Source organism: Lysinibacillus sp. FSL K6-0075 (assembly GCF_038592945.1).
GTDB classification, from domain to species: Bacteria; Bacillota; Bacilli; order Bacillales_A; family Planococcaceae; genus Lysinibacillus; species Lysinibacillus fusiformis_F.
Genome location: NZ_CP151947.1, coordinates 4,865,365 through 4,881,520 on the forward strand (window position 1 = coordinate 4,865,365; position 16,156 = coordinate 4,881,520).

A 16,156-nucleotide genomic window follows, 5' to 3' on the forward strand; every position below is an offset into this window, starting at 1 on the left:
TTAATTACCCTCGTTTCCATCTAGTTCCTTGTCGTGTATCTTCTAAAATGATACCTTGGGCTTGCAAATGGTCACGGATCTCATCAGAACGAGCAAAATCACGATTTTTACGTGCCTCCACGCGCTCTTGTAGCAATGCTTCAATTTCTTCGTCTAATAGTTCTTCTTCTTTTGCGAATTCAATACCTAGGACGTCACCTAGTACTTCAAAAGTTTCAATAAAGGTTTCTAATACCTTCTTGCAAGTATTGGCTTCATTTAAGTAAATATTAGCAATACGAGCTATTTCAAATAATACAGAAATCGCGTTGGCTGTATTAAAGTCATCATCCATTGCCTCTTCAAACTGTGCTTTTTGTTCCGCAATTTTGCTAAGCCATTCTTCTGAATGGTCACCTAAGCTTACTGTAGTCGTAAGGCGATGTTTCACGTTGTTGTAAGCTGTACGAATGCGCTCTAAACCTGCAGCAGCAGCTTCTACTAAATCCTTCGCAAAGTTAATTGGATGGCGATAATGGACAGATAACATAAAGAAACGTAGTATCTGCGGGTCAATTTGTTTACGAATATCATTCACAAGAATGAAATTCCCAAGAGATTTGGACATCTTTTCATTATCTATATTAATATACCCGTTATGCATCCAATAACGAGCAAATGTCTTATTATTGTGTGCTTCTGATTGGGCAATTTCATTTTCGTGATGTGGGAAAGTTAAATCTTGCCCACCAGCATGAATATCAATAGTATCTCCTAAATGTTCACGAGCCATTACAGAACACTCAATGTGCCAACCTGGACGGCCATCTCCCCATGGGCTTTCCCAGAAAATCTCACCTGGCTTAGCCGCTTTCCATAAAGCAAAATCTAATGCATCATCTTTTTTCTCGCCTGCTTCAATACGAGCACCGATTTTTAAATCGTCAACTGATTGATGTGATAATTTACCGTATCCATCAAATTTACGAGTACGATAATACACATCTCCAGCAGACTCATAAGCATAGTCCTTATCAATTAACACTTGAATAAATTGAATGATATCATCCATATGCTCTGTCACACGTGGATGAACATCTGCTTTTTTGCATCCTAGTGCCATAACATCTTCAAAATAGGCTGCAATAAAGCGCTCTGTTAATTCATGCACTTCTTCACCTAGCTCATTTGCTGCTTTAATAATTTTATCGTCTACATCCGTAAAATTGGACACAAACTTTACATCATAGCCTTTATATTGAAAATAACGACGTACTGTATCATAAACAATTACAGGACGTGAGTTCCCAATATGGATATAGTTATAAACAGTTGGACCGCAGACATACATTTTCACCTTACCTTCTTCTAGCGGGACGAAGGTTTCTTTTTGTCTTGTTAATGAGTTAAAAATTTGAATACCCATTGTATTTCACTCTCCTTTTCTGATGAATAAAAAAGCGCCCCTATCACTCCTAAAAGGAATGACAGAGACGCTCGATTTGCGTGGTTCCACTCTGATTGAAGGAAAAATCCTTCCACTTTGGACATCCTTTAACGGGGACGACTCGATAAAGCCTACTATCGTTCAGCCTTATGCTCAAAGGTGCATTTCAGTTTTGCCTAGGCTCAGACCACTTTCAGCCGATGATGGTCCTCTCTTAAGAGCATGCGCTACTTACTTCTCCTTATCAACGCTTTTTCAATGTAAATACATTTTACAACGAAAGAATGAATTGTCAATAAATTTCTCTTTATTGCGCAAATTTTTCTACACGGTCAATTGCTTTCTCTTTACCAATTAAACAAATGGCGTTTGGCAGCTCTGGTCCATGTGTTTCACCTGTTGTCACAACACGGATTGGCATAAACAGATTTTTACCTTTATGGCCAGTTGTCTTTTGTACAGCTTTAATCGCAGCTTTTACCGCATCCGGTGTAAACTCTTCTAGTTCCTCCAATTGCGCTTTAAACGCTGCCATTACTTCTGGTACTTGCTCTCCTGCTAAAACCTCTTTTGCTTCTTCATCATATTCAATATGCTCGTTAAAGAATAGGCTAGATAATTCGACAATTTCTGCACCAAAGCTCATTTGGTCATGATAAAGTGCAATTAAATCCGTCGCCCATGCATGTTGCTCTGCAGTAAGTTCTTCAGGTAATAAGCCTGCTTTTTGTAAGTGAGGTAAAGATAATGCGACCACTTCTTCTAAAGATAGTTTTTTAATATATTGATTATTCATCCATGTTAGTTTTTGCTTATCGAACATAGACGGTGATTTAGAAAGACGTTTTTCATCAAAGATTTTAATAAATTCTTCTTTTGAGAAAATCTCCTCTTCCCCTTCTGGAGACCAACCAAGTAATGCAAAGAAGTTGAACATTGCTTCAGGAAGATAGCCTAAATCCTTATATTGCGTAACAAATTGAATAATCGATTCATCACGCTTAGATAGCTTTTTGCGGTTTTCGTTAATAATTAATGTCATATGACCAAAGCGTGGATATTCCCAACCAAATGCATCAAAGATCATCATTTGCTTTGGTGTATTCGATAAATGCTCTTCACCACGGAAAACGTGAGAGATTTCCATAAAGTGATCGTCTAAAACAACTGCATAGTTGTATGTTGGAATACCATTTGCTTTTACAAGTACCCAATCACCAATATCTTTAGACTCAAATGTAACTTGTCCACGAACTAAGTCCTCAAATTCATATGTTACATTTTCTGGAATGCGCATACGGATTGTATATGGCTCACCCGCCGCTTCTTTCGCTGCGACTTCATCTGCTGATAGGTGGCGGCATGTACCATCATAAGTTGGAGCTGCTACACCTCTTGCTTTTTGTTCTTCACGAGATGCTTCAAGTTTTTCAGAGGAACAGAAACACTTGTAGGCTACACCTTGCTCTAATAGTTTTTCAGCGTGCTCTTTATAAATATCAAGACGTTCCATTTGACGATAAGGCGCATAAGGTCCACCAATATCAATGGACTCATCATATTCAATACCTAACCATTTTAGGTTATCTAGCTGAGATGCTTCTCCGCCCTCTACATTACGTTCAATATCCGTATCTTCAATACGTACAATGAATTTACCGTTATGATGTTTTGCATATAAATAATTGAATAATGCTGTACGCGCTCCACCGATATGTAAAAAACCTGTTGGAGATGGCGCGTAACGAACGCGAACTTCTTTCGTCATAATTAAAAGCCTCCTAAATTTTCGATCAAAAAATTGACTTTGTTCATTTTACCACTCTGTTACAGGAAATAAAAGCGGAGTTCATCCACATTTATTTCTTAATCAAAAGAATCGTGGCCATTGCCGCTATACCTTCCTCGCGACCTGTAAAGCCTAATCGTTCGGTTGTTGTTGCCTTAACATTTACTTGTGAAGGCTCTGCGTGTAATAATTCAGCAATGCGCTGTTGCATCTGTCCAATATAGGGTGCCATTTTAGGACGTTGTGCCATAATGGTACAATCCACATTACCTAGAGCATAACCCTTATCCTCAACAATTTTCCAAATGTACTCTAATAATTTTGCTGAATCTGCGTCCTTAAATGCAGGGTCTGTATCTGGAAAATGACGGCCAATATCCCCTTCTCCAATTGCTCCTAGAGCTGCATCTGTGACCGTGTGTAAAAGAACATCCGCATCAGAATGTCCTACTAGTCCTTTTTCATGCGGAATTGTAATGCCACCAATAATTAATGGACGCCCTTCTTCAAATGCATGTACGTCAAAACCTTGTCCAATTCGAAACATATTCATCTTCCTTTAATTAATATTTATCATTATCATATCAAAGTTTACCAAAGGGTGTTTGAAAAGCGCTTTAATAATTATCCTCCTCTAGCAGTAATGGGCAGTTTAGAAAGCTATACTCCCTAGACTGCCCAACATTTTTTAAATATGATACTCTATATTTTTCATTTGACTGTTGCTAATATTCGGTGATGGCTGTGAATTGTAAACACGTGAATAAGGGGGAACAGAATGTGTTAGCCAAATATTACTCCCTAAGACGGAATCGTGCCCAATCGTCGTCTCGCCCCCTAAAATCGTAGCACCAGCATAAATGACAACATTGTCAGCAATATTCGGATGACGCTTAATGCCCTTAATCGGATTACCGTTTTCATCTAACGGGAAGCTTAGTGCACCTAATGTTACACCTTGATAAATTTTCACATTCTTTCCAATAGTACAAGTTTCACCGATAACGACCCCTGTTCCGTGGTCAATAAAGAATGATTCTCCTATGGTAGCCCCCGGATGAATATCGATACCCGTTAATCGATGTGCGTATTCTGACATAATACGAGGTACAATTTGTACGCCCATCTCATATAGCTCATGTGCGATTCGGTGAATATAAACAGCCACAATAGATGGATAGCTTAGCAAAATTTCCTCTGTGGATAGAGCTGCTGGGTCACCATTATATGCCGCCTGAATATCTGTTTGTAACACTTGACGAATGGCAGGAAACCGATTAATCAAATTCATAACAATTTTGTCTGCTTGTTCACGGCAATACTTCTCGCAATTGGCAGGATCACTGTCCTCCATATTATAAAACAATACTTTTTCGATAATATCCCGTAAATCTATTGCTGTTTCTCGCAGCTTATTACTGCAAACTACGTTCACTCTTGTTTCATCAATAGGTCTTTTTGTATAAATGCCAGGAAACAGCACCTCATGGAAATTATCTATTATTTTTATAACCCGATCCCGTCCATCAAAGCCTATTGAGTTGTCAACGTCGATGTACTGTTTATTTATACTTGTTAATGAACCTGTAATTTCGGGAACCTTTTGATTTAACCATTCATTTAATGACACAATAAACACCCCTCACATCTTTTTCATCTATTCTATTACCTTATTAAACATATATCCACTATTTCATTACACGTAAGACGATCACATGGATAAAACCCAATTTATTTAAGCCATTACCAACTTTTATCCACTTCCCACGCCTCCGTTTCTCATTCGACTATCCCTATATCATTATCGTACTTATATGAATTGACATATTTCGAAACAAAGAGGTAATTTTACGAATCACAACATATAAAAAGACTATTCATCCTTAACACTTTCGAATGAATAGCCTATATAAATAATATTTCTTAAAGATTGAATGATTCACGCTTACGCAAGATTGCCTCACCAAATACTAGATCTTCTTGTGTCGTCATTTTTACATTTTCATAACTACTTTCTACGATGTGTACTTGGTGTCCAAGACGCTCCATTAGCATCGCCTCATCTGTTCCAAGAAAACCTACTTTTTCAGCTACGTCCTCCGCTTCCATAATTAACTCAAAGCGGAATGCTTGTGGTGTTTGTACCATCCATAGGCTTTCGCGATCAACCGTTTCCTCAATAATGCCATTCGTTGATACTTTTTTCATCGTGTCTTTCGCACGAACCCCTGCAATGGCTGCACCGTGATCATGCGCGTTCTGTACAAGCTTTGCAATGATATCATGCGTAATAAACGGACGTGCTGCATCATGGACAAGCACAATATCTACCTGTTGCATCTCTTTCATGCATGAATGAACGGAATGCTGACGCTCAGCCCCCCCATCAGGTAAACCCTTCACTTTCGTAATCTCAAACTGCTCTAGCAGCTTTTGAATATATGCACGTTCTTCTGGTTTAACGGCAAGCCAAATACCTGTGCAGGAGGGATCTTGTTGAAACACTTCTAGCGTGTGTATCAGAATAGGTTTCTCCAAAAGTTTTAAAAATAATTTATTTTGCCCTGCACCCATACGCTTCCCACTTCCTGCTGCAGGTAGAACTACTTCATATTGCATTTTCCCACATCCTAATCGTCCTTCGGTTTAGCAAATATCATACGACCTGCTGATGTTTGCAGCACACTAGTAACTGTAACTGTAATTGCCTGTCCGATATAACTACGACCACCTTCAACAACAATCATCGTTCCATCATCTAAATAGGCAACTCCCTGATTATGCTCTTTGCCATCCTTTATAACCACAACCTGCATATCTTCACCTGGTATGACCACAGGCTTCACTGCATTCGCTAAATCATTAATATTTAATACTTTTACATGATGGAGCTCACAGACTTTATTCAGGTTAAAATCATTCGTAACAATTTGTGTGTCGTTACCCATTTTTTTCGCAAGACGTACAAGCTTTAAATCTACCTCTTGTACATCTTCAAAATCCTCGTCCGTAATTTCAACTTTTGTCTTACGCTCATCTTGTAATTTTTTTAAAATATCTAAACCACGCCGACCTCTTGTGCGCTTTAATGTATCTGACGAATCAGCTATATGCTGAAGCTCTGTGAGCACAAATTGAGGTACAACTAGAACGCCTTCGATGAATCCTGTTTCAGAAATATCAGCAATACGACCGTCGATAATAACACTTGTATCTAGCAATTTGTAGCTCCCACGAACTTCTTGAAGTTCAGCACCTTCAGCAGCCTTTTTCTTCGTATTGTTACTACGTAATGTAAAAAGCTGTATGAGCTCATCTCTTTTTCTAAAGCCTAGACGGAACCCTAAATACCCTAAAACAAATGACAGGATAATAGGAAGCACTTCCGTAATAACAGGGATTTGTACACTATCAATGGCAAAGCCTAAAAAGTAAGCGACAATCAACCCTATTATTAAGCCAAGCGTACCAAATAATAAATCTCCGATAGGTACCTTAAACAGCACTTCTTCCATCCAGCTAATGAGCTTTACAAAGTAATCGGAAAATGCAAAAGATAGTGTAAACAGTAAAAGCGCGCCTAAAGCTACTGATACATAAGGATTATCTAGCCAAGGATTAGATGATAAATGAAGCAATTCGTATAATGGCGGTAAGAAAACAAGGCCCAATGCTCCTCCAATCAGTAAAAACGCAATTTGAACAAATTTTTTCACAAGCTGTCACCTCCTAATTGTTTAGTTAAGATTATACATAGTTTAAGGCAGAAAATCTTTCATGAGCTCAATCAAATTCTCATTATTTTTGATGTTGTGAAACAAGAATAGGTCAGTTAGTCATAATTTTACAAACTTCTATTTTAGTACGTATAAAATGACAATCCTTTATCCCTTCATCAGCTATTATCTAGGACGATTATTCTTTTATTTGAGTTTCAATATTAGCATCAAAAAATGAAGGAAAATGCATGTCAGAATGGTATCCAACATGCACACTTTCTTTTACAACTCTCTAAAACAAGCATTTAATGCATCTTTTATCGTTTCTACGCCAACAATTTCAATTCCCTGTGGAAATTCCCAGCCCCCAATATTCGAAGCTGGAATGAAAGCTCTTTTAAATCCAAGCTTCGCCGCTTCAATGACTCGCTGCTCTATACGTGACACTCGGCGGACTTCACCTGTCAGCCCTACCTCACCAATAAAACAATCGGTTGCACGCACTGCCTGATCCTTAAAACTAGATACAATGCTCGTCAACACCGCTAAATCTATTGCTGGCTCATCCAATTTGACACCACCAGCAACTTTAATATATGCGTCCTGAGCTTGTAGCATGAGGCCCATACGCTTTTCCAGTACAGCCATTAGCAATTGTACTCTGTTTTGATCGACACCCGTTGCCATACGTTTAGGATAGTTAAAGCTTGTAGGTGTAACTAAGGATTGAATTTCCACAAGGATTGGTCTTGTTCCCTCCATTGATGCAACAATAGTTGAACCCGCTGCACCCTGTGAACGCTCCTGTAAAAACAACTCTGAAGGGTTTAGAACTTCCTTTAAACCTCCTTGAAGCATCTCAAATATGGCAATTTCATTTGTAGAGCCAAAGCGGTTTTTTTGGCTTCGTAAAATACGATGATTATGATGTCTTTCCCCTTCAAAATACAGTACAGTATCAACCATATGCTCTAAAATACGAGGCCCTGCAATTTGCCCCTCTTTTGTTACATGCCCTACTAGAAAAATAGCAATGCCTTTTGTTTTAGCGATTCGCATAAGCTCTGCTGTACATTCACGAACCTGTGATACACTACCTGGCGCGCTTGTTACTTCTGGATGAAAGACCGTTTGAATGGAATCGACAATGACAAACTTAGGTTTGACTTCATCAATGGTTTGGTTTAAAAACTCTAGGTTCGTTTCGGAGTATATGTAAAGCTCTTGAGAAATCACCCCTAAACGCTCTGCTCGTAATTTAGTTTGACGAATGGATTCTTCTCCAGAAATATAAAGTACGCGATGCCCTTTATTCGAAAGTAATGCGGAAACTTGTAATAGTAATGTTGATTTTCCTATCCCAGGATCGCCCCCAATTAATACTAGAGAACCAGGCACAATACCACCACCCAATACGCGATTGAGTTCGCCCATTTCTGTCGCTACACGGGATTCCTCAGTAGCTTCAACCTGGATAATCGGAATTGCCTTTTGGGTAACTGTAGCAGAATGTTGAAATGCTCCACGTGGACCTTTAGCAACCATCTCCACTTCTTCGACCATTTTATTCCATTCACCACATCCAGGGCATCTTCCCATCCATTTTGCAGATTCATAGCCACAGCCTGAACATACAAATTTCGTTTTTTTCTTTGCCAAGTTGCTTTCACCTCGAATATTTGTTCTTATCCTTAATTGTACAGAAAAAAAGACAGCTTGGCACTTAAAGCCTCACTGTCTTTCCATGAAATTATTTAGAGATGGATACTCCCTCTTTTTTCTTTACAATGAATTCATTGTTTACATAATCAATGATAACCTGATTACCCTTCTCTACATTACCTTTTAGTAATTCTTCTGATAGTCGATCCTCTACTTGCTTTTGTAATGCACGACGTAGTGGACGAGCACCATATTGAGGGTCATAACCTTCTTCAGCAATTTTTTCAAGTGCCGCATCTGTTAACTCTAACGAAATATCTTGCTCTTTCAAGCGTTTTGTTAATGCATTGCCCATCATTGCAATGATTTCTTTTAAATGCTCTTTATCTAATGCGTGGAAGACAATCATTTCATCGATACGGTTTAAGAATTCTGGACGGAATGCCTTTTTCAATTCTTCTAACATCGTACCCTTCATGTCTTTATGCTTAGACTCTGCACCACCTACATTGAAACCAAGGCTCTTTTGGTATTTTAATGCATCAGCACCAACGTTTGAAGTCATAATGACCACTGTATTACGGAAGTCTACTACACGTCCCTTAGAGTCTGTTAAACGACCATCTTCAAGCACTTGCAATAGAATATTGAATACATCAGGGTGTGCCTTTTCAATTTCATCTAATAAAACGACTGAATATGGCTTACGGCGAACTTTCTCTGTTAGTTGGCCACCATCATCGAAGCCTACATAGCCTGGAGGTGAACCTACTAAGCGAGAAGTCGAATGTTTTTCCATATACTCGGACATATCAACACGAATCATCGCATCCTCATCGCCAAACATTACTTCAGCAAGTGCTCTTGCAAGCTCTGTTTTACCAACACCTGTAGGTCCTAAGAAGATAAATGAACCAATTGGTCGTTTTGGATCTTTTAAGCCTGCTCTTGCACGACGTATTGCACGAGAAATGGCTTCTACCGCTTCACTTTGCCCTACTACACGTTTGTGTAACTCTTCTTCAAGCTGTAATAACTTCGAAGATTCTTCAGAAGCAATTTTAGCTACTGGGATTCCTGTCCACATTGATACAACTGCTGCTACATCATCCACAGTCACTTTAGATTCGGCTTTACCTTGCTCTTCTTTCCAATTTTTTCGTGTAGCTTCAATTTCATCCTTCAGCTTTTGCTCAGTATCTCTTAGTGCTGCTGCCTTTTCAAATTCTTGACCTGATACGGCTGCATTTTTTTCAGAACGAACATTTTCAAGCTTATCCTCAAGTGCCTTTAAGTTCGGTGGCACTGCGAATGAACGTAAGCGTACTTTAGAACCTGCTTCATCGATTAAGTCAATCGCTTTATCGGGTAAGAAGCGGTCTGAAATATATCTATCACTCATTTTTGCCGCTGCTTCAATCGCTTCATCTGTTATTTTTACACGGTGATGTGCTTCATAACGATCACGTAAGCCTTGAATGATTAGAATAGCTTCTTCCACTGTCGGCTCATCCACTTGGATTGGTTGGAAACGACGCTCTAAAGCTGCATCCTTTTCAATATACTTGCGGTACTCATCAAGTGTTGTGGCACCAATACATTGAAGCTCACCACGTGCTAAAGATGGTTTTAATATATTCGATGCATCAATCGCACCTTCAGCACCACCTGCACCAATTAATGTATGCAATTCGTCGATAAATAAAATGATGTTACCTGCTTGGCGAATTTCATCCATCACTTTTTTCAAACGGTCTTCAAATTCACCACGATATTTTGTACCTGCAACAACCGTACCCATATCTAGTGTCATGACACGTTTGTCACGAAGGATTTCTGGTACTTCATTATTGATAATTTGCTGTGCTAATCCTTCAGCAATCGCTGTTTTACCAACACCTGGCTCACCAATCAATACAGGGTTATTTTTCGTACGACGCGATAAAACTTCAATCACACGTGTAATTTCCTTGCTTCGCCCAATAACAGGATCTAATGTACCTTCACGTGCAATTTGTGTTAAATCACGTGCTAGGCTATCTAATGTTGGCGTATTGGCAGCTTGAGCTGCTTGTTGACCAGATTGTGCATTATCATTATTACCTAATAGCAATAATACTTGCTGACGAGCTTTATTTAAGCCGACCCCCGCATTGTTTAAAACGCGAGCTGCCACACCCTCGCCTTCACGTATAAGCGCCAATAATAAATGCTCTGTGCCGATATAAGAGTGACCTAATTTACGTGACTCATCAACAGATAGTTCAATTACTTTCTTAGCTCTTGGCGTATAGTGAACGATTGGACCGACATCTTCTTTGCCCTTACCAACTAATTCTTCAATTCCAGCTTCAATCATTTGAGGACTAATATCAATGGCTTCTAACGCTTTCGCAGCAATACCGCCGCCTTCACGTATAAGCCCTAATAGTATATGCTCTGTACCGATAGATTCGTGCTTCCAACGAATAGCCTCTTCCTGAGCAAGCTGTAATACTTTTTGCGCGCGTTGTGTAAAACGATTAAACATCATATAAATCCTCTCCTTTTTCCCCATTTATAGGCTTATTCGCATATTCTTGAGATAATGTCTCGCGAAGCATTTCCGCTCGTACACGATCTCGTTCAGCAGGTGGCAGTACCTCACCTGCATAGTGCTGTAAAAAACCTGGTTGCATACAAACAACACATTCATTTAAAGTTGTTGCTTGTATACCATCAATCATCTGTAAATCTACTCCTAGACGAACATTAGATAGGCAAGTCGCGGCTTCCTCACTTGTCAAAATTCTCGCATGTGTAAGGGTGCCTAAAGCTCGATATACTCTATCCTCTAGAGCAAGCTCTGCCTTTTCCATTAATTTACCTCTTGCATGGCGTTCTTTTTGAATAATCTTTTCAGCGACACTTTGTATGTCTGCTAAAATATCTTCCTCTGTCTTTCCAAGTGTAATTTGGTTAGACACTTGATAAACATTCCCTAAATTTTCGCTTCCTTCACCATATATACCTCTTACAGTCATTCCTAAGCGTGTCATGGCATTTATAATTTGATTCATTTGCCCCGTTAGTGTAAGAGCGGGTAAATGCATCATGACGGACGCTCGTAGACCCGTACCAATATTCGTTGGACAACTTGTTAAATAACCAAAAGTATCTCGAAAAGCATACGGTAATACTTTCTCTAGGATACGATCAATCTTATTTGCTTGTTCATAGGCACTTTGAAGTTGAAAACTTGCTGTCATACATTGAATGCGTAAATGATCCTCTTCATTCACCATAATGCTAACGGATTCATCTTCAGAAAGTAGTATAGAACCCACTTGCTCTTTTTTAGCCAATTGCGGACTAATCAAATGCTTTTCTACAAGAATTTGACGCTGTAAAGGCGTTAAATCCTTTATAGCAAAATAAGCATAATCATTTTGAAGCGTTGGGCTATCGCTTACAGCATGTGTAACGGCCTGTTCCACCTGCAATGCCTCATTCTCTGAAAAGGCTAATGGAAAACGATACCCATCTAAATTTCGAGCAAGGCGTATCCGTGTGCTAATGACAATATCTGAGTAATCATCTTTGATATGCATCCAGGTTGGCGTCGCACGCTCTAAAAATGATTCAATCATCATGACACATCACCACCTTCAAATTGTAGATGTTTTTCTAGCTCTTTGACTTCATCACGTAGCTTCGCCGCTTCTTCAAATTGTTCTTCCTCTACGGCGGACTTCATACGCTTGCGGATATCCTCTATTTGCTTTTTAATAACATACACATTGCTGCGAGCACCAGGCATTTTACCAATGTGTTGTGGACCTGCCTGAATGCGATTAAAAAGCTTCGGCAAATGTTCACTAAATGTGTCATAACAGCTTGGGCACCCGAATTTTCCCTCTTTTAAAAATTGCTTATACGAAAATCCACATTGTGGGCATGTTTGCTGTTGTGGTTGTACCTGTTGTTTTTCCCCCACCTTTTGCCATGTAGGAGAGCCAAACCAGTTAGACAATAACTGTTGAATAGATACTGGCTCTTGTTTAAACTCTGCATGAAATGGATGGAATTGTGAGGCGCAGACGTCACAATAATGGTGCTCCACCTTTTGCCCACTTTGAACTTGTGTTACTGTAACTGTCGCATTACGTTGTTTACAATGTTCGCATATCATTTCCATCACCTCACTATTTTTGCTGTTCATATTTAATTGTTGTCAGCATTGCTCGCAATATTTTTGATCGAATGACATCTCTTAATGGGAGATGCAAGTCGATCGTGGAGCGATCAATTGCTGCTAACATTAATTTCGCTTCTCGCTTTGAAATTACCTGCTCATCAATCAGTCGATAAACCAAATCTTCTGCCATCGTTTGTGATGCCCCACCTTCAATTTGCCTGAGAACATCGTCGATTAAATCAATCTGTGAATTCGCGCGGACACGTAAAATTCGAATGTATCCACCACCACCACGTTTGCTCTCAACAAGGTAACCCCGCTCGGCAGTAAATCTTGTATTAATGACATAATTTATTTGTGATGGTACACATTGAAATTTATCAGCGATTTCACTACGTTTAATTTCAATATGCCCTTCTCCACCTAATTCAAGTACTTGCTTTAAGTAACCTTCTATGATGTCTGATATATTACGCATTTTAGGAATACACCTCGCTTGCTTCACTGACTTTGACTATCTTTGACTTTCTTTGAGTATATTATACAAAACGCTTGAAAAAAATTGCAATGATTTCGCCCATAGAAAAGTGGAAAGTCTTGAAAATGCCTTTTTAAGCGCCGAAAATAACACCTTTTCGATCATTTGTGTACGGTTTTATAATTTCCTCATATACCTAATGTACCCTTATTAGTCATAGAAAAAACGCAAGCATATGCAACTAGCATATACTTGCGTCTATGAAAATTATACCCAGCGACCAACAATTGGATAACGCCAAGGTTCATCAGACAATGCTTTTACAATACCGATAATCGGTACAACAAATAGCATAATGCCGAAAATGATTAAAAATGGTAAGCCAATAAGGACAAAGCTTAAAACTACAGAGATAGCAATTAAAACGCCCATGACAATTTGGAATAGCAATGCTTGAATAGAAATTGCCTTAACTTCCTCATCCGAACTAATTAAAAAGAAAATAATGGGCACTAACCATGGCGCAAAAAATGCACTTGCGTGTATGATTACTTTAGACCATTTAGTCTCCATATATATCAACCCTTTCTTTGAACTTTATCTATGTTTTATGTACTACTATTTACGGAACTATACCCGCAATAGTTTCACATTAAAAAGGATTTTTAAAAATTTTTTTGAGAGGCTGTGATGAGAGATGGAATTTAACAACACATTAGCAAATGAATATGAAAAGGGAATTCGCCGTACGTTGCCAAGTTATGATGCCATGCTGCGTTTAATACAAACCTTTTATCATTCCAAACTTCCAGAAAACGCTAACATGTTAGTTGTGGGTGCAGGGAGTGGCAATGAAATTTTACAGCTTGCAGAAGGAAGACCACACTGGTCATTCACGGGCATTGATCCATCAGAATCCATGCTTAACATAGCTAAAGAGCGTTTGCTCGCTCTACCTAATAATATGTCATTCCATCAGGCTACAATACTCGATGCTCCGCTGACCTCCACACAGTTTGATGCAGCAAGCTGTATTCTCGTCTTGCATTTTATTCGGGATGATGAAGAAAAGCTGGTGACATTAAAAGAAATAGCAAAATATTTAAAACCTGGAGCACCATTTGTCCTTGTTGCAAAGTATGGTCAGCAAGGCTCTTTAGAAACAGAGATACAATTTGATTTATGGCGTTCCTATTGGCTACAACATACTAGACTTTCTGTGTCTGATGTAGCAGAGATGGAGAAATCCATTCGCTCTCTTTCTTTTATGAGTGAAGAGGATATTTTAACACTTTTACAAAGTGCAGGCTTTACAAAACCTTCTAGATTTTTTGCCACTACTTTGTTTGGTGGTTGGGTATGCTTTAAAGAGGAGCACTAACTATATTTTGTAGTAAATAATTTGAGGTGAAAACCGTGATAAGCACCATTGGCATTACAAAACAACAACAACTGTTAAAGGATTTTCCATTAGAGGAGATACATCAGCAAGAATTTGAATGGTATTGGGTTGATTTTAATTGTCCTACAGCCGAGGAAGAATTATTGTTGGATACATTTTTTCACTTTCACCCTCTTGCTATTGAGGATTGCTTAATGAGATTACAGCGTCCGAAGCTCGACTTTTATGATGATTTTCATTTTTTTGTCATTCATCGAGTAAACGAAGAGACGTTAGCTGCAGAGGAGGTTAATATATTTGCCTCCAATAAATTTATCGTAACCTTCCATAAAAGTCCTGTCCCTGAAATAGATAAGGTGCAGAAGATGCTAGAAAACCAACCGAAGAATTGGGAGCGCGGTACCGTATACTTAACGTATCAAACCATTGATAAAATTGTTGATAGTTATTTTCCACTCGTTTACAAAATTGAAGATCATCTAAATGCATTAGAAGGTGAACTTACATACCAAAGCAACGTAAATGCCATGAAGATTGTCTTCGAGTTCCGTAGTGACTTACTTGACTTAAGACGTACTATTTTACCAATGCGTGATCTTTTATATCGCGTTCTTAATTCTTACCGTTTCTCACTAAAGAAATCGGAAAGAGCTTATTTTGGAGATATCTATGACCATCTACTTAAGCTAACAGAGATGGTTGAATCCAATCGAGAGCTTACAGCGGATATGCGGGATAGTTATATGGCTATGAGTTCTAGTCGCATGAATGGTATTATGATGACTTTAACAATTGTCTCAACAATCTTTATCCCACTTACCTTCATTGCTGGTGTGTATGGGATGAATTTCGATAATATGCCGGAGCTTCATGGACAATATAGCTATTTTATTGTACTTGGGATTATGATTATTATCGTTATCTTTATGTTGGCCATCTTTAAACATAAGGGCTGGTTTAAACTATTTAAACCATAAAAAAGACTGCTCGTTTTGTTGCGAAAACGAGCAGTTTTTTCAATCTATTAATACGGTCCTCTGTCATCAATTTTATTATCGCCCTGCTGTGGAAATAAAAAGTAGGCTAGTACCCCTGATCCTAAAGATGCGCATATTGTAATTAATAATTGATCAACATCTGGTACCTCAGCATGATAGTTTCGCAGCATATAAACGGAACCAATGGCGACAATCACCATGACTGGAATAACAAATTTAAAACGTTTTTTCTCCATACCATCCCTCCTCCTATTCTTTTTACGTACTATTTTTCTATTACTAAACAGTTCGTATTTTACAGGTTTCCTATTTTAAATTCAAATCTACATCGCTTCACCATTTGGACTAACAATAAAGTAAAAAAATAAAGAAATAACCAATTTTTTAACCAAATATTCAGCAAATAATAGTAAAATAGATTTAATCCCATTTATTTATTAAGTTTACAAACCTAACAAATTCTAAAAGTGCTTATTTACTTACAATTTATTATGGATATTAAGAA

At 38.5% G+C, this 16,156-nt stretch carries 15 protein-coding genes and 1 other annotated feature; of the genes, 2 read left to right on the top strand and 13 right to left on the bottom strand.

Annotated elements, in window-relative coordinates:
* Positions 1-4: 4 nt before the first annotated feature.
* The 12 genes from cysS to MHB65_RS24570 all read right to left on the bottom strand — a co-directional run bounded on the left by cysS (position 5) and on the right by MHB65_RS24570 (position 13,824).
* The gene (cysS, locus tag MHB65_RS24515; protein ID WP_342442030.1) at positions 5-1,405 is read right to left on the bottom strand and encodes a cysteine--tRNA ligase; all 1,401 of its coding nucleotides are present in this window, start codon (positions 1,403-1,405) and stop codon (positions 5-7) included.
* A 60-nt stretch (positions 1,406-1,465) separates the two neighbouring features.
* Positions 1,466-1,683: a binding site (T-box leader), on the bottom strand.
* A 50-nt stretch (positions 1,684-1,733) separates the two neighbouring features.
* A complete protein-coding gene (gene gltX / locus MHB65_RS24520; RefSeq protein ID WP_205446177.1) occupies positions 1,734-3,194 on the bottom strand; it encodes a glutamate--tRNA ligase in 1,461 nt (486 codons plus the stop codon).
* Positions 3,195-3,285: 91 nt separating this feature from the next.
* The gene (ispF, locus tag MHB65_RS24525; RefSeq protein WP_205446178.1) at positions 3,286-3,762 is read right to left on the bottom strand and encodes a 2-C-methyl-D-erythritol 2,4-cyclodiphosphate synthase; all 477 of its coding nucleotides are present in this window, start codon (positions 3,760-3,762) and stop codon (positions 3,286-3,288) included.
* A 141-nt stretch (positions 3,763-3,903) separates the two neighbouring features.
* Positions 3,904-4,845: a serine O-acetyltransferase EpsC gene (gene epsC / locus MHB65_RS24530; protein ID WP_205446179.1), complete on the bottom strand. Its 942-nt coding sequence runs from the start codon at positions 4,843-4,845 to the stop codon at positions 3,904-3,906.
* Positions 4,846-5,138: 293 nt separating this feature from the next.
* Entirely contained in the window at positions 5,139-5,834 is a 696-nt protein-coding gene (gene ispD / locus MHB65_RS24535) for a 2-C-methyl-D-erythritol 4-phosphate cytidylyltransferase (protein ID WP_205446180.1), read from the bottom strand.
* Positions 5,835-5,845: 11 nt separating this feature from the next.
* The gene (locus MHB65_RS24540) at positions 5,846-6,931 is read right to left on the bottom strand and encodes a PIN/TRAM domain-containing protein (RefSeq protein WP_342442031.1); all 1,086 of its coding nucleotides are present in this window, start codon (positions 6,929-6,931) and stop codon (positions 5,846-5,848) included.
* A 285-nt stretch (positions 6,932-7,216) separates the two neighbouring features.
* Positions 7,217-8,593, bottom strand: a complete 1,377-nt coding sequence (gene radA, locus MHB65_RS24545) for a DNA repair protein RadA (protein ID WP_342442032.1) — start codon at positions 8,591-8,593, stop codon at positions 7,217-7,219.
* Between the two features lie 91 nt (positions 8,594-8,684).
* Positions 8,685-11,129, bottom strand: a complete 2,445-nt coding sequence (locus MHB65_RS24550; protein WP_205446185.1) for an ATP-dependent Clp protease ATP-binding subunit — start codon at positions 11,127-11,129, stop codon at positions 8,685-8,687.
* Positions 11,119-12,228 carry a protein arginine kinase gene (locus MHB65_RS24555; protein ID WP_205446186.1) on the bottom strand — a complete coding sequence of 370 codons (1,110 nt, stop codon included), beginning with the start codon at positions 12,226-12,228 and terminating at the stop codon, positions 11,119-11,121. Before MHB65_RS24555 ends, MHB65_RS24550 begins: the two co-directional genes overlap by 11 nt.
* Positions 12,225-12,767, bottom strand: coding sequence for a UvrB/UvrC motif-containing protein (locus MHB65_RS24560; protein ID WP_205446188.1), 543 nt, complete (start codon positions 12,765-12,767; stop codon positions 12,225-12,227). Before MHB65_RS24560 ends, MHB65_RS24555 begins: the two co-directional genes overlap by 4 nt.
* 13 nt (positions 12,768-12,780) lie before the next feature.
* Complete coding sequence (locus tag MHB65_RS24565) at positions 12,781-13,251, bottom strand: CtsR family transcriptional regulator (protein ID WP_004233573.1); 471 nt, start codon at positions 13,249-13,251, stop codon at positions 12,781-12,783.
* 267 nt (positions 13,252-13,518) lie between these two features.
* Positions 13,519-13,824, bottom strand: coding sequence for a DUF4870 domain-containing protein (locus MHB65_RS24570; RefSeq protein WP_016992147.1), 306 nt, complete (start codon positions 13,822-13,824; stop codon positions 13,519-13,521).
* A gap of 124 nt (positions 13,825-13,948) precedes the next feature.
* Here MHB65_RS24570 and MHB65_RS24575 point away from each other — a divergent pair, with 124 nt between their 5' ends.
* On the top strand, positions 13,949-14,632 hold the full coding sequence (locus tag MHB65_RS24575) for a class I SAM-dependent methyltransferase (RefSeq protein WP_342442033.1): 684 nt from the start codon (positions 13,949-13,951) through the stop codon (positions 14,630-14,632).
* A 35-nt stretch (positions 14,633-14,667) separates the two neighbouring features.
* Positions 14,668-15,630 carry a magnesium/cobalt transporter CorA gene (gene corA, locus MHB65_RS24580; RefSeq protein WP_342442034.1) on the top strand — a complete coding sequence of 321 codons (963 nt, stop codon included), beginning with the start codon at positions 14,668-14,670 and terminating at the stop codon, positions 15,628-15,630.
* A gap of 47 nt (positions 15,631-15,677) precedes the next feature.
* Here the strand turns inward: corA and MHB65_RS24585 are convergent, their stop codons facing one another.
* Positions 15,678-15,887, bottom strand: coding sequence for a hypothetical protein (locus tag MHB65_RS24585; protein WP_342442035.1), 210 nt, complete (start codon positions 15,885-15,887; stop codon positions 15,678-15,680).
* Positions 15,888-16,156: the final 269 nt, after the last annotated feature.